Source organism: Neobacillus sp. S1115, from assembly GCF_055385565.1.
In genome coordinates, this window is record NZ_AP038275.1 from 2573961 (window position 1) to 2593933 (window position 19973).

17 protein-coding genes are annotated in these 19973 nt (G+C 41.8%); 16 read left to right on the forward strand and 1 reads right to left on the reverse strand.

Translation table 11 applies throughout. The features are described from left to right. The first annotated feature begins 9 nt into the window (after positions 1-9). Complete coding sequence (locus tag ACZ5B7_RS12495; protein ID WP_464493973.1) at positions 10-1161, forward strand: thiolase family protein; 1152 nt, start codon at positions 10-12, stop codon at positions 1159-1161. Positions 1162-1278: 117 nt separating this feature from the next. Next, positions 1279-2049: a 3-hydroxyacyl-CoA dehydrogenase gene (locus tag ACZ5B7_RS12500; RefSeq protein WP_378581556.1), complete on the forward strand. Its 771-nt coding sequence runs from the start codon at positions 1279-1281 to the stop codon at positions 2047-2049. Between the two features lie 1051 nt (positions 2050-3100). Here ACZ5B7_RS12500 and ACZ5B7_RS12505 read toward each other — a convergent pair. Then, positions 3101-4363, reverse strand: a complete 1263-nt coding sequence (locus tag ACZ5B7_RS12505) for an ABC transporter substrate-binding protein (protein ID WP_464493974.1) — start codon at positions 4361-4363, stop codon at positions 3101-3103. Positions 4364-4781: 418 nt separating this feature from the next. On the opposite strand from ACZ5B7_RS12505, the gene ACZ5B7_RS12510 reads away from it, so the two are divergent. The 14 genes from ACZ5B7_RS12510 (at position 4782) to ACZ5B7_RS12575 (ending at position 19971) form a co-directional block, all read left to right on the forward strand. Further along, positions 4782-6410, forward strand: a complete 1629-nt coding sequence (locus ACZ5B7_RS12510; protein WP_464493975.1) for an acyl-CoA synthetase — start codon at positions 4782-4784, stop codon at positions 6408-6410. Positions 6411-6428: 18 nt separating this feature from the next. Further along, positions 6429-7295, forward strand: coding sequence for a branched-chain amino acid ABC transporter permease (locus ACZ5B7_RS12515; protein ID WP_213115902.1), 867 nt, complete (start codon positions 6429-6431; stop codon positions 7293-7295). Positions 7296-7301: 6 nt separating this feature from the next. Then, entirely contained in the window at positions 7302-8312 is a 1011-nt protein-coding gene (locus ACZ5B7_RS12520) for a branched-chain amino acid ABC transporter permease (RefSeq protein WP_464493976.1), read from the forward strand. Beyond that, a complete protein-coding gene (locus tag ACZ5B7_RS12525) occupies positions 8299-9075 on the forward strand; it encodes an ABC transporter ATP-binding protein (protein WP_464493977.1) in 777 nt (258 codons plus the stop codon). The genes ACZ5B7_RS12520 and ACZ5B7_RS12525 overlap by 14 nt, the downstream gene beginning before the upstream one ends. Next, the gene (locus ACZ5B7_RS12530; RefSeq protein WP_464493978.1) at positions 9059-9760 is read left to right on the forward strand and encodes an ABC transporter ATP-binding protein; all 702 of its coding nucleotides are present in this window, start codon (positions 9059-9061) and stop codon (positions 9758-9760) included. The genes ACZ5B7_RS12525 and ACZ5B7_RS12530 overlap by 17 nt, the downstream gene beginning before the upstream one ends. Positions 9761-9778: 18 nt before the next feature. Then, positions 9779-10210, forward strand: coding sequence for an acyl-CoA thioesterase (locus ACZ5B7_RS12535; RefSeq protein ID WP_464493979.1), 432 nt, complete (start codon positions 9779-9781; stop codon positions 10208-10210). Positions 10211-10238: 28 nt separating this feature from the next. Then, positions 10239-11027, forward strand: a complete 789-nt coding sequence (locus tag ACZ5B7_RS12540; protein WP_464493980.1) for a tyrosine-protein phosphatase — start codon at positions 10239-10241, stop codon at positions 11025-11027. A gap of 2 nt (positions 11028-11029) precedes the next feature. After that, positions 11030-12652: a long-chain-fatty-acid--CoA ligase gene (locus ACZ5B7_RS12545; RefSeq protein WP_464494489.1), complete on the forward strand. Its 1623-nt coding sequence runs from the start codon at positions 11030-11032 to the stop codon at positions 12650-12652. Further along, the gene (locus tag ACZ5B7_RS12550; protein WP_464493981.1) at positions 12649-13413 is read left to right on the forward strand and encodes an SDR family NAD(P)-dependent oxidoreductase; all 765 of its coding nucleotides are present in this window, start codon (positions 12649-12651) and stop codon (positions 13411-13413) included. The genes ACZ5B7_RS12545 and ACZ5B7_RS12550 overlap by 4 nt, the downstream gene beginning before the upstream one ends. 96 nt (positions 13414-13509) lie before the next feature. Then, positions 13510-14940: an aldehyde dehydrogenase family protein gene (locus ACZ5B7_RS12555; protein ID WP_464493982.1), complete on the forward strand. Its 1431-nt coding sequence runs from the start codon at positions 13510-13512 to the stop codon at positions 14938-14940. A gap of 201 nt (positions 14941-15141) precedes the next feature. Further along, the gene (locus ACZ5B7_RS12560; protein ID WP_464493983.1) at positions 15142-16296 is read left to right on the forward strand and encodes an acyl-CoA dehydrogenase family protein; all 1155 of its coding nucleotides are present in this window, start codon (positions 15142-15144) and stop codon (positions 16294-16296) included. After that, positions 16293-17387 carry an acyl-CoA dehydrogenase family protein gene (locus ACZ5B7_RS12565; protein WP_423802124.1) on the forward strand — a complete coding sequence of 365 codons (1095 nt, stop codon included), beginning with the start codon at positions 16293-16295 and terminating at the stop codon, positions 17385-17387. The genes ACZ5B7_RS12560 and ACZ5B7_RS12565 overlap by 4 nt, the downstream gene beginning before the upstream one ends. Continuing rightward, entirely contained in the window at positions 17384-18196 is an 813-nt protein-coding gene (locus tag ACZ5B7_RS12570) for an enoyl-CoA hydratase/isomerase family protein (protein ID WP_464493984.1), read from the forward strand. The genes ACZ5B7_RS12565 and ACZ5B7_RS12570 overlap by 4 nt, the downstream gene beginning before the upstream one ends. Before the next feature lie 257 nt (positions 18197-18453). Then, entirely contained in the window at positions 18454-19971 is a 1518-nt protein-coding gene (locus ACZ5B7_RS12575) for a class I adenylate-forming enzyme family protein (protein ID WP_464493985.1), read from the forward strand. Positions 19972-19973 lie beyond the last annotated feature (2 nt).

Here is a 19973-nt window from a genome sequence, read left to right on the forward strand (position 1 = left end):
GAATATAGAATGAGAGAAGTTGTTATTGTTGAAGCAGTACGTACCCCAGTAGGAAAAAGAAAGGGAGTATTTAGCTCGGTACGTCCCGATGAATTGGCTGCAAAAGTTCTAAGGGAATTGGTGAACCGTGCCGGTATCTCGTCAGGGATTGTTGAAGACGTTATCCTAGGCTGCGTAATGCAAGTGGAAGAGCAAGGACTAAATATTGCACGCAGCGCCGCATTAATGGCCGATTTTCCGATTCACGTTCCAGGAACAACCATTGACCGCCAGTGCGGTTCCAGCCAGCAGGCCATTCATTTTGCTGCACAAGCCATTTTGAGCGGGGACATGGATGTTGTCATTGCCGGCGGAGTGGAAAGCATGACGAGAATTCCTATGGGAGCATCCCGCAGGGAATCGAACTGGAGTGAAGAATTAACATCTAAATATGAAATGATTCATCAAGGCTTATCTGCTGAGCGGATTGCTGAAAAATGGGGCTACACCCGCAGCCAGCTTGATGAATTTTCGCTTGAAAGTCATAAGAGAGCGATTAAAGCTCAAGAGGAAGGGCGATTTGATCGGGAAATTATGCCGATTGAAGTAAAACTTGAGGATGGGTCAACTGTAGTAGTGACTCAGGATGAAGGCCCAAGAAAGGATACTTCATTAGAAAAATTGGCTTCTTTAAAGCCTGCCTTTACGCAGGATGGAAGAATTCATGCCGGTAATTCCAGTCAAATGAGTGATGGTGCTGCAGCCGTTCTATTAATGTCGAGGGAAAAAGCAGAGGAATTAGGTCTAAAACCAAGATTCCGCATTGTTGCCCGTTCCGTTGTGGGCTCCGACCCTACTTTAATGTTGACAGGTCCATCCATTGCTTCGAAAAAAGTGCTTGAAAAAGCTGGCCTTTCAATTGAAGATATGGATACCTATGAAGTAAATGAGGCATTTGCTCCTGTACCAATGCTGTGGATGGATGAACTAAAAGCCGACCCTGCAAAGTTAAATCCAAATGGTGGAGCAATTGCTTTGGGCCATCCACTAGGCGGATCTGGTGCCCGCCTGATGATTACCATGCTGCATGAATTGGAAAGAAGCGGCGGCCGTTATGGCTTGCAGGCAATTTGTGAGGGCGGCGGAATGGCGAATGCCACAATTGTTGAAAGAATTAGCTAATCGCTTTCAATAAAACTCCCTGAAGGAGGCTCATGCCACACAGATTGGAATGGGCTATCCTCAGGGTATTAAACATATTTTTAAAAGTTTCGATTTAATAGAGGAGGAGCATGATATATGAAAATTAACGGCAAAGTAGCTGTTGTAACAGGAGGCGCTTCTGGGCTAGGTGAAGCCACCGTCGAAACGATTGTTGAAAACGGGGGATATGCAGCCATCTTTGATTTGCAGGAAGAAAGAGGCGCCGCTTTAGTAGAAAGATTAGGTTCAGACCGTGTTCTTTACGTTAAAACAAATGTTACCAGTGAGGACGATGTGGTCAATGCCATTAACCAAACGATTGAAAAGTTTGGAGCCATCCATGTTGCTGTAAACTGTGCAGGGATTGGTGCGGCCGAGAAAACCGTCGGCAAAGAAAAGCCGCATGATCTTGGCGTTTTTACTAGAGTCATACAAGTCAATTTAATTGGAACATTTAACGTGCTTCGTTTAGCTGCGGAAAAAATGACGCAAAATGCTCCAAACGAAGAGGGAGAAAGAGGCGTAATCATTAATACCGCATCAGTAGCTGCATTTGATGGTCAAATGGGCCAAGCAGCTTATAGCGCCTCAAAAGGCGGTATTGTTGGCATGACCCTGCCAATTGCAAGAGATCTATCAAGACATGGCATCAGGGTCTTGACGATTGCTCCAGGGCTTATGGATACGCCATTGTTTGCCGGTGCTCCAGAAAAAGTCCGCCAGGCATTGGGGGCAATGGTTCCGTACCCGCAGCGATTAGGCTACTCATCCGAATATGCTCATTTAGCAAAATGCATCATTGAAAATCCATATTTAAATGGGGAAACGATCCGTCTCGACGGCGCGATTCGGATGCAGCCGAAGTAATAAGCAAAAGAACCTCCGGTTATCCAAACTTAAGGTTCTCAGATTGTCGAGAAAGGGTATTTTTCTCGGCAATTTTTTATTTTATCCAAACCTAAATTACCAAACTTTTATTGTTTATCCCTGCTAACTGGCCAGTTGATTTCCGCTCCGGGCACTCGCTTTCCGCGGGGAGCTCCTGGAGCCTCCTCGGCGCTTTGGCGCCTTTGGGGTCTCCAGTGACCTCTATATCCCGCAGGAGTCGAGTGCCCTCCGCTCCAATCAACAGGGAGGCCGAACAAACTAAAGTATTGCCACACACTTTTTCCAACCTTGCTAAGCATGTTGCAATCTTTTTTGCAGTCTGGAATAAGGGGAGTCTATTAACTTGTACTTCTTAATCCAGTTTTTATTCTTCCTCGGCTTTATGAAGGACATTTCCTTCTCCGCTGGCTTCGATTTTGTCCTTCATCAGCTTTATGAAGGACATTTCCTTCTCGGTTTCCATCGATTTTGTCCTTCATCAGCTTTATGAAGGACATTTCCTTCTCGATTTCCATCGATTTTGTCCCTCATCAGCTTTATGAGGGACATTTCCTTCTCGATTTCCATCGATTTTGTCTTTTATGAGGGTTATACATTGTGAGTTGAAGGTCTTTATTGAATACACCTGTTGATTGGCGCGGAAGGCACGAAGACTCCTACGGGAGTACGGCGCAGGGAAGACCTCGCAGGAGCAAAGTGACAGGAGGCTCCCAGGCACGCCTGCGTAAAGCGAAGGCCTCGGGACAGGCAAAGAGCAGCCTGTCCCTGCTTGATTATTCAAGGAAGCTTTCCTTAGTGGAGCGTCAATTAACAGACTTGTTGAAAAGCCTAATATTAATAATATTATAATAAATTAACGCGGTGATTCATTAAGGAGGTTGAATAAAACAAAAGGCTGTCGATAGTTTTTTGACAGCCTGAGACTCTCTCCAGTTGTCGAAACTAGAGGTTTTTTTAATGAATATGTGATAAAAAATAGAAAGCGGTCTCCAAAACCTGGAGTCCGCTTATATTCTAGTAGTTTTAGATATTACTTTTCATACTCAATTTTATCTTTTTCAGGATCATAGTGGATATTTCCTGTGACTGGCACCAGGTCACCGGCTTTTGCTTGAACTAGGAATAAGGATGTATTTCCGTAGCGGTGTTCCGCTGTATAGGTGACGGAAGGGTAGAAAGAGCCATCCCATTTATCAAAGGTTTCCATTTTTTTAATAAAGTTCTCCCAACTCAAATCATTTCCTGCTCGCTTTAACCCTTCGACGTATACTTGGGCAGTGGACCATGCTCCTTCAGAGAGAGCTCCAAGCGATTCTTTCCCAAAGTCTTTGGTTACATACTCAACATACTTTTTGACATCAGGGTTATCCATTTGTTCCTCATAGTTAGGATATTGTAGAGAAGATATTATTCCTTCCCAAGCATCTTTCCCAGCTAAATTAAATTGGTTTTTATCTGCGCCGCCAGTTTGTGAAACAATAAATGGGGTGTTCGATGCCCCAATTTTATGCATTTCTTTACGCAATGCCGCTGCTGGCGCAGGAGTTGTATTCATAATGATTACATCTGCTTTTGCCTCTTTCAGCTGTTGGGCCTGTGAGCTAAATTCTTTATCTGTTGCCAAGAAAGGGACTTCTTTTACAATGGAAACTCCAGGATATTTTCCAATATTCTTCTTGATCGCTTCAAGTCCCTGTTTTCCAAAATCATCATTCTGATAGGCAATGGCTATTTTTTTAGCATTCAGCTTATTGACAGAGTAATCTAAAAAGACCTTTGCTTCGACGACATAATTAAATGTTCCGCCAAAAATATTCTTAACTGGAGGATTCACAAATTTATCTGCCCCAGTCCCCAGACCAGTTACCGGTATGCCGGTTTTTTCTAAAAGCTGTAGGGATGCGGCAATATTAGCCGTTCCGATTGGATATATAATAGAGAATACTTTATCCTGTTCTATTAATCTTTGAATACTTTGGAGTGTTTTTGCGGGCTGATATTGATCATCATAGGCGATTAACTTAAGCTTTCTTCCATTTACACCGCCATTATCATTGACATAATTAAAATATGCTTGAACGCCTCTTCTGACTTTATCATATTCTGCGACTGGCCCCGTTTGTGGACCGGTGAGTCCAACAATTATTTCTTTATCCGTTACTCCTTGAGCCTGTTTCTTGCCGTCTTTTGGGTCGCCCTTAGTTGATTGGTTTTTACTGGTTTGTGCGCTGCATGAAACTAACAAAATAATAGTTAGAATCAAAGCAAGTGCTGGTGTCAACTTTTTTTTCACAAAATTTACCCCCAATCAAAGATTCACTTTAAGAGCAAAGAACAAAACACTACCAAAAAAGCGCTTACATTCTTAAAAACTCTCAAGAATAAGTGTAAAGAGATTTGATTTAAATTGCAAGTTAATTATTTAAAAATTAAAATAATTCAAACTAGTATTCAAAAAAAATAATAAATTTCTTATCTCTTATTATTAAATATAGAAGAAGTTAACAAAATCATTGTAAAATCATTATGTTATAATAGTTTTTGTAAAATTAATAATATTTAGAAAAATGTGTACAAATATTGCTCTGTACTATATAATCAATACTAAATTGGAAAAAATAGCATTCATGAATTACATACTGTACAGATGAAAGTTATATTATTGTAAGCGGTTTCTAATTAAACAAAAAATTTAAACGAGGTGACAAAAATTGAATTATGCAGAATTAAGGGATGATTTCTCGTGGGAAAAAGTAGTGAAAACCTATGATTGGAATGTTCATGAAAAGCTTAATATAGCACATGAATGTTGTGATAGGTGGGCGGATGACCCGAATCGTATCGCTATCTATTGGGAGGATGAAAAAGGAAATAAGGATGTCTGGACCTATTTCCGTTTAAAAGAACAATCCAATCGGATGGCGAATGCGCTTCGGTCGCTAGGAGTAAAAAGGGGCGATCGTGTGGCAGGTCTCCTGGGGAAGGACATGGAATTAATTTTGACAGTCCTTGCAACATGGAAAATAGGCGCTATTTATGTTCCAATGTTTACGGCTTTCGGCCCAGAGGCCATTACGTATCGATTAAAAGATGCTGATTGCAAAATTTTAGTAACGAACCAGGAACAGGCCAAAAAAATTGAAGGTCAACAAGTATCCTGTGAACTTCTATTAACTGATGGTTTATCAGATAATGGATTAACCTTCAGGGAGTTTATTCAACAGTTTTCTGCTGAACATAAAACAGAGCCAACCGCCATGATGGATCCTAGTGTAATCCAATACACATCTGGTTCAACAGGCATGCCAAAAGGTGCCGTTTGGGCTCATAAAATTTTTATCAGCACTTACCCTTACCTTAGATATGCGATGGGTATTGAAAATAATGATAGGTTCATGGGCGGTGCGGATATGGGCTGGGCTTATGGTTTGATGAACTGTACAATTTGCCCATTAAGTCTCGGAATATCCATCGTCGTATATAAAGGTCCTTTCCAGGTTGAAAAATACTATCAATTACTAGAACGATATAAAGTTACAAACTTTGCATATGCCCCAACTGCATACAGAATGATGATGGCAGCTGGTTCTGATTTAGTAAAGAAATACTCATTAAAAGTAAAACAGTTCTCCAGTGCAGGAGAACCATTAAATGCAGAAGTTGTCCGTTTCTTTAAAGATAATTTTGGCCGAGAAATCTATGATCACTACGGATCAACCGAAACAGGGATGATTGTAAACAACTATAACGTCACAGACATGATGGTAAAGCCCGGATCAATGGGTCTGCCGGCTCCTGGCTATAATATTGCTTTATTAGATGAGCAGGGATATCCGGTCGAAGTCGGTGAGGCGGGTCAAATCGCCGTAGATATACATGCATTTCCGTACTTCTTTCTAGGTTATTGGAATGATCCAAAGAAAACGGCAGAAAAAATATCAGGAAATTGGTTTTGGACCGGGGATCTTGCGAGTAAAGATGATGACGGGTATTTTTGGTTCCAAGGCCGAGCCGATGACATCATTTCCAGCGCTGGCTACCGAATTGGTCCTTTTGAAGTGGAGAGCAGCCTATTGGAACATCCAGCCGTTGCAGAAGCTGCTGTTATCGGGAAACCGGATCCTGTTAAAGGAGAAATTGTAAAAGCATATGTAGTTCTTAAATCATCTCATAAATCTTCCTCAGAGTTAGCTGAACAATTAAGTGCTTTCGTAAAAGCAAAGCTATCAAAACATCAATATCCACGAGAAGTTGAATTTGTTGAAACCCTCCCTAAGACACCTAGCGGAAAAATCCAGCGCTATATTTTAAAACAAAGTCTCGAAGCAGCAAATAAATAAGCGGAAGGTGATAAACGTATGCAAATCATTGCCAGCGGCTTAATTTTTGGTTGTATCTATGCATTAGCAGCATTAGGGCTTGTATTAATCTTTAAAACAACCGAAGTTGCAAATTTTGCGCATGGCGAAATGGCCATGATCACAACCTTTATCAGTTATGTCTTTTTATCGAAATATGGGTTCCCTTACTTAGCAGCACTTGGTTTAGCGCTTTTATTTGCCTTAGTTTTCGGAATAGTGGTTTATGTGTTGGTTATGAAAAGGGTTCAATCCGCTCCGCATTTAAATCAAGTGGTGCTTACATTAGGACTGTTTATGATATTTAATGGGCTAGCCGGACTTAAATGGGGGTATCAGCCCACTTCGTTCCCGGAGGCCTTCCATGGTGATCCTTTTAAACTTGGCAGTATTTTTATTTCGACCAATGAAATCTTTACGGTGGGGTTAACGTTGGTTCTGATGCTGCTGTTCTTCCTATTATTCCGATTCACAAAAGCTGGCTTGGGGATGCGGGCTGCTTCTCAGGATATTATGGCCTCAGAGCTAATGGGAATTAAGGTTTCCGGCGTTTTTATGGGAGCTTGGGCGATTGGTACTGCACTCGGCGGTATAGCTGGGATGATGACAGCCCCAGTAACTTTTTTAAGTCCAAATATGATGGGAGAGGTTTTGATCATCGCTTTCGCCGGTGCTGTTCTGGGTGGGTTTAATAGCTTGCCGGGTGCGGTTATTGGTGGATTAATCGTTGGGGTATTTGAAAATTTAGTCAGTTATTATGTTGCACCGGAGCTGAAAATTGTCTTTACATTTCTTTTGATTGTTGTGGTGTTGTACATTCGTCCTCAAGGAATATTTGGGGGAGCAAAAATTGTAAAAAAGGTGTGATGTGAATTGAAACAGCTATTTACTAATCGTAAACCTTGGTTATTTTTACTCGTTCTTTTATTCCTTGCTTATCCTTTTATCGTTGGCCAATCGGTTTATTTTATTTCTATTTTTGTTATGGTTTGCGTATATGCCATAACCGCGATGGCATTGGATTTATTAATTGGCTTTGGCGGTCAGGTTTCCATCGGCCACGCAGGCTTTTTGTCGGTGGGAGGTTATACAGTTGCCATCCTGACGACTAAATTAGGACTTCCTTTCTTGCTTGTTCTTCCGTTATCAGGAGTGATTACCGGCATCATCGGATTACTTATTGGACTCCCTGCGGTTCGGCTTAGCGGAAACTTTCTTGCCGTCGTATCGTTAGGGTTTGGGTTGTCCATTCCACAGATTGCACTTAACTGGGATTCCCTTACTGGAGGGTATTCCGGTCTTCCACTTACCCGGCCGGAATGGTTGTCCGCTGATAGTCAATTTATTTACATCATTATTTTAATGACTGTTTTAATCACATGGATCCTCCAGAATATCGTGAAAAGCAGATTGGGCAGGGCTTTTGTCGCCATTAGAGAAAGTGAAGTTGCTGCCCAGGCTACCGGAATTAACGTTCCTTTATACAAAACGCTGATGTTTGTGATTAGTGCTTTTTTTACAGGGATTGCCGGCGGACTTTATGGTTATTGGATCGGGTTCGTCAGCCCTAACGATTTCTCCGTTTTTACGTCATTTTTGTTACTTGGGATGATTGTCATTGGCGGCCTGGCTTCTATTCCGGGTGCCATTATCGGTGCCATTATCTTTACCGTATTGCCTGAATTAACGAAATCATTAATCGGGTTGACCAATATAATAATTGGTATTGCCATTGTCGGAATCATTCTTTTCCGTCCAAATGGTTTAATATCATTGCTGGAATTATTCAGGATAAAAAAACCAAGCAAAAAAGGAATGGATGAACCGGAAGTTTATCTTTCTGACCTTGAACAAGGAGGTGCTGCCAGGGATGCTAACGTTTAAAGATGTGACCGTAAAATTTGCCGGCGTAACCGCGGTTAAAGATCTTTCTTTTGAAGTGCCTCAGGGAAATATTTATTCAATCATCGGTCCAAACGGCGCTGGTAAAACGACTGTTTTCAATTGCATTAGCCGTTTCTATACACCAGCTGCCGGCACAATCGAATTTAATGGAAAAAATATTTTAAAACTTAAACCCCATCAAGTCATCCATGAGGGGATTGCGAGAAGTTTTCAAAATGTGGAATTGTTTGCGAAAATGACTGTCCTCGATAATTTGCTGGTAGGGCTGCACCCAACCTTGAAAAAGAATATTTTTTCGATTTCGTTAAATTTGCCTTCTGTCAAAAAGTCAGAAAAAGAATCAATTAAAAAAGCTTATGAGGTGATGGAATTACTTTCGATAACCGATTTAGCGAATGAAAAAGTTAGAAATCTCCCATTTGGTTATCAAAAAATGGTGGATATCGGAAGAGCCATCATTTCTTCACCAAAGCTAATCTTACTCGATGAACCGGTGGCTGGGATGAATCCAGTGGAGACTAAAAAAATTAGCGAGCTCATCCTCCGCTTAAAGAAAGAAATGAATTATACGGTCCTTGTGATTGAACATGATATGTCGCTTGTTATGGAAGTGTCAGATTTTGTAACGGTGATGAATTTTGGTCAAAAAATTGCAGAAGGCACCCCCGAAGAAATTCAAAAAAATCCAGTGGTTATTGAAGCTTATTTAGGGGAGGTCGAAGAGAATGCTCAAATTGTCTGATGTGCATGTCTACTATGGCCATGTCCATGCATTAAGAGGCCTGAACATGACGGTTGAGGATGGAAAGATTGTATCTTTGCTAGGGGGGAATGGTGCTGGTAAATCAACAACACTAAAGATGATTTCTAGACTCATTCAGCCGAAAAAAGGTTCATATGAAATGGACGGTCAATCGATGTTGAAAGATAGCCCAAGCAAGGTTGTCAAGAAAGGAATTATTCACTGTCCTGAAAACAGAAGGGTTTTCCCATTATTAACAGTGGAGGAAAATTTAAAAATTGGCGCCTATAGCCGCAAAGATAAAAATGTTAAAGAGGATTTAGAAAAGGTATTTTTATATTTTCCAAGGTTAAAAGAAAGGGTCAAACAAAAAGCGGGAACACTAAGTGGCGGAGAACAGCAAATGCTCGCGATTGGAAGATCGCTAATGGGGAAGCCGAAGATTCTTCTATTGGATGAACCGTCCTTGGGTATTGCCCCTATTCTTGTGAAAGAAATTTTTGAAATCATCAAAAGAATCAACAAAGATGGCACCTCTATTTTGCTGGTGGAACAAAATGCCAATATGGCACTTGGGATTTCTGATTATGCGTATGTATTGGAAAACGGACATATTGCTTTGGAAGGACATTCCCAGGATTTAAGAAATAATGATGAAGTCCGCCGACTCTATCTAGGCGGGTAAAAAATAGGAGCATCATAAATGCAGAATGTAATGAAAAGAGGGAAAAAAATGCAGACTACTACAAAAATTGTTGTCACACAAGATGACATCGACCAGCTAGGTCATGTCAATTACCTGAAATATATTCTTTTTTTAGAAAAAGGGGTCGGAGAATGGTACAAACAGGCTGGTGTAAATTTTAAGGAGTTAAGGAAACAAGATCTCGGTACGGTCGTCCTCAAATTTGATGTCTCTTACCATAAGGAAGCTAGATTGGGAGATACTTTGAGTGTTACAACAACTTTAATGAATGTGGGCAACAAAAGTTTTACTGTAAAACAAGAGATTTATAATCAAGACGATATTCTAATTACCGAATCAACGAAAACATTTGTGATGTTCAATACGGCGACAAGAAAAGGTGTACCCGTGATCCATGAGATTGCCCGTCACTTCAAGTGTGCTAGATAACCCGAGAGGTTAGTGAAAGGAGAATGGAATGAAAAAAGAAACTATGCCGGAGTGCCTACTGCCACTGAGTGGAGCAGTTAATTTCCGCGATATGGGCGGACTGGCAACAAAGGATGGCAGAAAAGTAAAAAAAGGGCTCTTCTTTCGAGCAGCAGAATTAACCGGATTAACTGACGAAGATGTAAGTTTATTAGAAACCCTTCAATTAAAACGAGTGTTTGATTATCGCAGACAAAAAGAGGCGGAACGGAAGCCCGATCCGCCTCTAGGGTCTGCCATACTTGAGCGGGTTTCTGCGATTAGCGAAGAAAATATTGCCACAAATATGTTTGTGAAAGACGACGGATTTAATGCGGACTATTACCGTCAATTCACAGTTGAAAGATTTATAAAGATTTACACTGAGATGCCAATACAGAATCCTTCTTACAAAAGATTAATGATGCTATTAAAAAGCCCGGAAGAAAACTTGCCGCTCGTCCACCACTGTACCGGCGGCCGTGACCGAACGGGTGTAGGTGCCATGTTAATATTGATGACAATGGGTGTACCCTATGAAACTGTATTAGAAGATTACTTACTTTCAAATCTAACCTTAGCCGAACGTCATCAAACCATTTTTGAAAAAGCATCACAATATTTTACTCCAGAAGAATATAAACAATTAATAAATGCTTTTCCACTAAGAGAAGACTATCTTCATGCTGCCTATAACGCGATATTAAGGAATTATGGTGATTTTGACACGTATATTGCAGAGGAATTCGGGATATCCGAAGAGGTTAGGGAAAACATTAAAAATTATTGTTTAGAATAGGAGTGAATGTTTTGAACAAACCTTGGCTTTTCTCTTATCCAGAACAAGTTCCATACGAAATTACCCCTCCCGCTGTTTCCATCGACGATTTGCTCAAAAATTCAACCAGCCTCCATCCAGAAAAAACTGCCGTAATTGATAATCAAAAGGCGAAAACCTACTATCAACTTAACTCAGATGTAGACCGTTTAGCTTCTGCCTTATATGATAGTGGTTTTAAAAAAGGAGATAAGTTAGCGATTATGCTTCCCAATTGTCTGGAGTACATAATCTCCTTTTTTGCGGTGCAACGCTTGGGCGGTACCGTTGTTCAAGTCAATCCAATGTATACCCCCAGAGAACTGGAGTATATTTTAGAAGATTCCGAGGCAGTTTGGTTTATCACGAATCGCATCCAAGTTCCAAAACTTGAGCAAATCGGTTATAAAGACAAATTAACAGTCCTTATTGCAGAGGGGGAAAAGGACGAAAAAGACAGCCTTCATGGCTGGATTGAAAAAGGAACAAACCCGTCTCCTGAAGTTAATATTGATGTTGAAAATGATATTGCTATCTTGCAGTATACAGGGGGAACAACAGGCAGGGCAAAGGGTGTAATGATCTCACACTACAATCTCATTAGTAATCTTTATCAGAACAAGGAATCGAGTGTCGGAGAAGCAAGTGAAGGTTCATGGGAACGAATAATCGGTATTGCCCCAATGTTTCATGCTATGGGTTTGACGACAATGGTTACCACTATCTTTAGGGGCGGAACATTTAATACGATCAGCAGATTTGAATTAAATTTGCTTGTAGAGACAATCAGAAATTTTAAGCCGACCACCTTTAGCGGTTCGCCTACTATGTATATTGCCTTGTTAAACCACCCGCATTTGACTTCCGAAGATCTTAAATCTATTAAAATATGCAGCAGCGGATCGGCACCATTATCTGTGGAAATCATGAATCGTTTTGAGGAAAAAACAGGTGCTCCGATTATTGAAGCTTACGGTTTATCAGAAGCGACTACGATGGTGACGAAAAATCCGAGCGAAGGTGTACGAAAGCCCGGCAGTATCGGCATACCAATCCCAAGCACAGATTGCCGGATTGTTGATATCGCTACAGGAACAATTGAATTGCCTGTTGGGGAAACTGGTGAACTTATCGTAAAAGGCCCACAAGTCATGAAGGGATATTGGAAAAATGAAGAAGAAACCGCGCATGCTTTGAGGGATGGCTGGCTATTTACGGGTGATTTGGCCGTTATGGATGAGGATGGGTATTTTTATATTGTGGGAAGAAAAAAGGATATGATTATTGCTGGCGGCTACAATATCTATCCGCTTGAAATTGAGGAGGTACTATATCAGCTTCCGGCTGTAAGGGAAGTTTGCGTGTATGGCGTTCCTGACCCCTATCGTGGTGAAACGGTCAAAGCAGCAATCGTCCTAAAGGAAAATGCTGCCTTGACCGAAAAAGAAGTGGAAGATTGGTGCAACCAAAATCTAGCAAGATACAAAGTTCCCAGACTGATAGAGTTTCGCGATGAACTTCCGAAAACAGCAGTTGGAAAGATTCTAAGGACTAAATTGATTGAACAGGAAAAAGAAAGTGCTGCCTTCGGAGGGAGAAATGAATGAAAGCAGTGGAAGAGCTTTTCACACTTACCGGTAAGGTTGCTCTTATAACAGGAGGAAGCCGAGGTCTTGGACGAGAAATGGCACTCGCTTTTGCCAAAGCAGGGGCAGATATTGTGATAGCAAGTCGCAAACTTGATGCTTGTGAAAAGGTTGCTGCAGAGGTGGAAGCTATTGGCCGCCGTGCACTCCCATATGCTTGTCATATAGGGAAGTGGAACCAGGTAAATGAATTGGTAGAGGCCGCTTATGATCATTTTGGAAAGGTCGATATATTAGTGAACAATGCCGGTATGTCCCCACTTTACGATTCCCTAGTTGATGTAAACGAATCTATGTGGGACAGCGTTTTAGCATTAAATTTAAAAGGGCCGTTTCGACTGTCAGCATTGGTAGGTGATCGTATGGCGAAAGGCAGCGGCGGAGCCATCATTAATATAAGCAGCATCGCAGCAATCCGGCCGACAAAGAATGAAGTGCCCTATGCTGCTGCCAAAGCTGGGTTAAATGCACTTACTCTTGCTTTTGCGGATACTTACGCTCCTAAGGTGCGCGTCAATTGCATCATCGCAGGCCCTTTTTTAACCGATATAGCTAAAGCGTGGAATATGGAGGAGGCGATGAAACGGTTTGAGGAAAACTCAGCTCTCGGTCGGCCTGGAGAACCAGAGGAGATTATCGGCACTGCTTTATATTTTGCCTCAAACGCTGCTAGTTTCACGACTGGATCACTCTTAACCGTGGACGGGGGATACAGAAAATAAAGAAAGTTGAAGGGGACTCATCCAAAAAAAGTAGTAGAAATAGAGGACAGTGAATAGATTAGAAAGGGCCAATCTATAAATACGGAGGGATGAGAAATGAATACTATAACAAGGGAATTTGGTATGACCATTAATGGCAAACCGGTATTAACAGAACAAACGCTACCTGTAATTAATCCAGCAAATGAAACCGTGATTGCCCAGGCGCCAAAAGCCAGCAGGAACGACTTAAACGAAGCCGTTAAGGCTGCCAGAGCAGCCTTTAGTACATGGTCTGCGTTATCAATTGCGGAGCGGGCAGCCAAATTGGAGGCGTTTTCTGATGCGATCCTGCAGCATCGGGATGAACTGGCAAACCTTTTTACTGCGGAAATGGGAAGACCGATTAATGGTGGATTTGGATCCTTTATGGAAATTGATTCAGCCTGTCATTGGTGCAAAGTAATCGCTAAAAATCGTCTGCCCCGTGAAATTATTGAGGAAAATGATAGTCATACAATCGAGAAATATTACACGCCGCTTGGGGTGGCAGGATTAATTGTTCCATGGAATTTCCCCGTCCTCTTGGCGATGTGGAAAATTGCCCCGGCATTGCTAGCGGGTAACACCATTGTTGTGAAGCCTTCGCCCTATACTCCATTAACTACTTTACGGATAGGTGAAATCGCAAGAGATATTTTTCCGGCAGGCGTATTTAACGTGGTAACAGGTGAAAATGAACTTGGGCAATGGATGACAGAGCACCCTGACATAAATAAAATAAGTTTTACCGGTTCAACTGCTACTGGGAAAAAGGTACTGCAAAGTGCAAGTGTTAATTTAAAACGCGTTACGCTCGAGTTAGGAGGCAATGATGCTGCCATTGTCCTAGAAGATGCAGATGTAAAAGAAGTTGTTCCAAAATTATTTTGGGCGGCTTTTTCCAATACAGCACAAATTTGTGTTGCCTCAAAAAGGCTGTATGTTCATCAAAAAATCTATGATGAGTTTTTAGCCGAATTCATCCAGTATGCTAAAACCATTCCAATCGGCGATGGGATGAACCCTGCCACCTTAATTGGCCCAGTCCAAAATAAGATGCAATATGAAAAGGTTAAAGCTTTGATAGAAGATGCAAAAAGCACAGGTACGAATATTGTCTGCGGAGGAATCGTTGAGGACAAACCAGGCTACTATATTCCTATTACGATTGTCGATAATCCTCCCGAAGATGCGAGGGTGGTAACAGAAGAAGCCTTCGGCCCGGTGCTGCCTGTCATTAGATATAGCAATTATGATGAGGTCATCACGAAGGCAAATAATACTGATTATGGATTAGCCGGTTCTGTATGGGGAAAAGACCTTAACCTGGCACGTTCCATTGCCGAAAGGTTGGAAACGGGGACGGTCTGGATCAACGAGGCACATATCCTTTTACCGAACGTTCCTTTTGGAGGCCATAAACAATCAGGAATCGGTGTTGAAAATTCAATCGAAGGATTAAAAGAATATACCAACACAAAAACCATTATGATTAAGAAAAAATAATTTTTGATAATTTTATTTAAATGTTTAAAGGACAAAGGCTACGAAAATAGGGCTTTTGTCTTTTTTATTTTCTTAGAATAATGAATAAAGGATAACTTATCAGATAATTTAAAATTGACCATAAAGTCAAAATTATTATATAATTTATTTGGTAGTAATAGAGTTACATAAGCGTTAATTGCAGAAAAGAGGGTGAAACAAATGAAAACGCTGGAAATTCCTGTGGTAAAGCTTCCGAAAGAAACGGAAGAGCTAAGAAGAGAAATTAGGCAGTTTTTAAAAGAGGAAATTGAAAACGGTTTAATCGAAACAAAATGCGATTGCTGGCTTAGCGGATTCTCGGAGGATTTTTCACGGAAAATGGGAGCTCGCGGCTGGATTGGCATGACTTGGCCGAAAAAATATGGCGGCGGGGAACGTTCGTCAGTCGAGAGATATGTAGTTACTGAAGAAATGCTGGCAGCAGGCGCCCCGGTTTCAGGACATTGGATTGCCGACCGTCAGACTGGTCCGCTTTTACTGAAGTATGGGACAGAAGAACAGAAACAATTTTTCCTGCCAAGAATTGCAAAGGGAGAATGTTATTTTGCGATTGGCCTTAGCGAGCCTAATGCAGGCTCCGATTTGGCTGCACTTCAGGCACGGGCCGTTAAGGTTGATAAAGGCTGGATCTTAAATGGCAGCAAGATTTGGACAAGCGGTGCTCATCATGCCCATTACTCTATCGTCTTATGCCGGACAACTCCAATGGACCCTAACAACCGCCATGCCGGGATGAGCCAATTGATTGTCGATTTAAATGCGCCGGGAGTAACCATTCGCCCAATTCATCTGATGACAGGGGAACATCATTTTAATGAAGTCTTTTTTGAAGATGTGTTTGTTCCTGATGGTATGGTTGTTGGGACACTTGGAAATGGCTGGGCCCAGGGCATGGCGGAATTAGCTTATGAAAGAAGTGGTCCGGAGCGCATTTTGAGCACCTTTCCTCTTCTAAATGAACTAACGAATGTGTTAATAGAAAAAGGTGACACAAAGGGATTAGATGAAGTTAGCAGACTCATCTCTAGACTGTGGACACTTCGAAATATGTCGCTTGGCATTGCCCGATTGTTGGAAGAAGGTGTGCCTTCTAATATTATTGCTTCTCTAGTAAAAGACATGGGAACCCAATTTGAGCAGGAGATTCCTGAGATTACGAGATTACTAGTTTCTGCCATTCCGTCAACCGATTCCGAAAACAGATTAGAAAGGTTCCTGGCGCAATCGATTCTGCAATCACCAGGATTTACACTTCGCGGCGGGACAACGGAAATTCTAAGGGGAATTGTGGCAAAGGGGGTTATTAACCAATGAGTGAAATGAAAGAGATGATCTTGGAGTCAGCAGCAAAGATTTTTGAAAAATATTCAACCAAAGAAGTGGTTAATGACGCTGAGAAAGGTCAATGGGCAGCTGAATTATGGGAGAACCTGGAGGCCTACGGCATGCTTGGAGTAGGAGTGCCTGAGGAATTAGGGGGAAGCGGCGGTGACCTGGATGATGCCTTGAGTATTTTGCAAATGGCGGGCAAATATTCTGCACCCATTCCACTTGCCGAAACGTTTATAGCCAATTGGTTATTAAGCGATTTGGGAGAATCTGTTGTTGAGGGGATTGTCACGATCCCAGGACAAAATAGTTCGGAACCTTTCCAGCTGCAAAAAAGCGGTCAAGGCTGGATTATAAACGGAAAAGCCAAATATGTTCCATGGGCGAGGAATGCGGAAAAGCTGCTTGTACCAGGAGAATCAATCGACGGAACCGTCCTTCTTGTTTTACCGCTTGAAAAAGCTGAGATTAAACCTGGCAAAAACATGGCTGGGGAAGCACGTGACGAAGTGATCTTTGATCAGGTCTACATCGAGGAATGTCAAACCGTATCTGTCGACTACAGCGCATTAACAAAGAAGCTGTATTATGCAGGGGCATTAACAAGAAGCGTGCTTATGGCGGGGGCTATCGAAAGAGTTCTTGATGTAACCATTAACCATACAAATGAGCGCTCCCAATTTGGACGGCCTATTCACCGTTTCCAAGCAATACAGCATCATTTGGCAGCACTTGCGGGCGAAACTGCCGGTGCTGGAATTGCCGCAAAATATGCTGTTGATTCTTTCGGCACGAATCCTTTTTCAAAAGAGTTAGCCTATGCAAAAATCCGAATAAATGAAGCAGCGGGAAAAGTCAATACGATCGCACATCAAGTATTGGCGGCAATTGGGTTTACATATGAACATACCCTGCATCACAGCACAAGAAGACTTTGGTCTTGGCGTGAGGAATTTGGGACAGAATCCGATTGGGAACAGGTCATTACGGAAGAACTATTAAAATTAGAGAAAAACGAATTATGGTCTGTGATAACTGGCGTTGTGAATCATGCAAAAAAGGTGGGAATCCAATGACGGATCTAATTTTTAATGTGGAAAATGGGGTCGCCAAAATTATTTTAAACCGGCCGGATAGTTTAAATGCCTTTAGCGCGGAAATGATTGACCTTTGGATTAAAGCATTAGAGACTGTCCGTGATTCCGATGACATTCGGGTACTTGTAATATCCGGAAATGGACGCGGCTTTTGCTCGGGCGGGGATATCAAATCGATGGGGAGAGGAGAAGGATTCCTTCAAAGCGATGGGACTGAAGATTTTTCCTCGACCGCTTTAGCCAGAAAAAATTCTTTATGGAAAAGAGTACAAAGAATTCCTCTTCTGGTGAAAGAAATTGATAAACCTGTGATTGCGGTTCTGCATGGTGTTGCCTTTGGAGCAGGCTTTGATATGACCTTGGCCTGTGATATTCGCATTGCTGCCGAAAACACCAAAATTTCGGAAAGCTACTTAAATGTTGGAATTGTTCCGGGAGACGGTGCGGCGTGGTTCTTACCAAGGTTTGTTGGGACCGATCAAGCTTTGGATTTGCTCTGGACGAGAAAAGTCCTAACTGCCAAAGAGGCAAAAGATATGGGGCTCGTAACGTATGTCGTGGAAGATGACAAACTAGAGGAGTTTGTGGAAGACTATGTTCAAAAATTAGCGAGTGGCCCGCAAACAGTTATGCGTTTTACAAAAAGAGCTGTGTACCAGGGATTAAACATCGATTTACGTACATCCTTGGATATGATTTCTTCAGCAATGGGGATCGTTACCGAGCTCGAGGATTACCAAGAAGGGGTCCATGCTGTCCTGGAAAAGAGAAAGCCAAATTTTAAATAACGCTAAAAAAACACAGTGGCAATACATTGTCACTGTGTTTTTTTACAGTTGAAAAAACGAGAAAATTGTCAAACGGTAATTATTGTATTTTTAGAATATTTTGTTTATAGTAATTGTTAGTGAAATACCAACTAATTAGTATGAAAGGGGGAGCCTTTTCCTTATATTAAAAAAGAGATTTCTAAAATGATAGCGGTTTCAAAAGGCTAGTAATTCTAAATAGTTTAATAGATGCAAGAGTGAAAGGAGAGGATTTTGTGAAGTTAAAAGATCTTCTTGAAACCAATATTGACCAATTTGGTGAATATCCGTTTTTATACTTCAAAGAAAAGACCTTTACGAATGTGGAAACGAAGGAATATGCGGACCAATTGGCAAACGGCTTGAAAAAGCTAGGTGTCGAAAAAGGCGACCGCGTTATGGTCTGTATGCCAAATTGTCCGGAAGTCCTCATTGCCTACCAAGGAATTACCCGTACGGGGGCCATCATCGTTCCAGTCATGTTTACGCTTCATCCGAAAGAGCTTCATTATATTGCCCTTAATTCCGGAGCAAAAGCAGTCATTACTTCCTCCTATGTTCTTCCAAATGTAGAAAAATCCTTAGAAGGGCTGCCTGTAAAACCCGAATTGATTGTTGCAGATCAGCCAACAAATGAAAAAGCAAAAAATATTTATGATGTGATGGTACAAGGTGCCAATCTTTATTATGATGATGTCCTGCCCGAGGACACCGCTGTCATCCTTTATACATCCGGAACAACCGGAAATCCAAAAGGGGTTTTATTAACACATAAAAATTTATATTCGAATGCCGAAAACTCGGCAAAACATAATGAAACCGAGCGTGGAACCACCCTGGGTGTCCTTCCGCTTGCCCATGTATATGGGTTGACGGTTTCAAATGTGTTGTACTTAACCGGAAGTTCTATTGTCGTTTTTCCTAACTTTGATGTAAAGGAAGTACTTAATGCCATAGAAAAGCATAAAGTGAGATCGTTTTCTGGAGTTCCGGCAATGATTTATGCGCTTGTATCCTACCCGGAGGCAGACCAATACGATACCTCCAGTCTAGAATCGATAGGATCAGGGTCTGCGCCGCTTCCAGTAGCCCTGCTGTACGCATTTGAGCAAAAGTTTGGCGCAAAGGTTTTTGAAGGATACGGCCTGTCAGAGGCAGCACCGGTTGTAACAGCCCATCGCAAGGGTATTGAAATTAAGCCGGGTTCTGTCGGCATTCCGATTCCTGGTGTTGAAGTGAAAATAGTCAACGAAAATGGTGTGGAGGTTCCTTGTGGCGAAGTAGGTGAGCTGATTGTCCGCGGGGATAATGTGACCCCTGGTTACTATCAAAATGAGGAAGAATCTCGGAAAGTGTTAAAAGATGGGTGGCTATATACGGGAGATATGGCCCGGCAGGATGATGAAGGCTACCTCTATATAGTTGATAGAAAGAAAGATTTGATTATCCGAGGAGGCTTTAATCTTTATCCTCGCGATGTTGAAGAAATTTTAAATGGTCATGAGCAGGTTGCTGAAGCGGCTGTTGTCGGCATACCGGATGAACGGATGGGTGAAGAGATGGTCGCCTGTGTCGTCAAAAAGGCTGGTTCAGAACTAACAGAGGAAGAATTGATTCGTTTTTGCCAAGATCATTTAGCAAAAAACAAAACACCACGGCGGATTGTGTTCCTAGATTCACTGCCAAGAAACGGTGTTGGAAAGATTTTGAAAACGCATCTTCGCAAATCAGCTGCAGATATTGTGATTCGGTAACA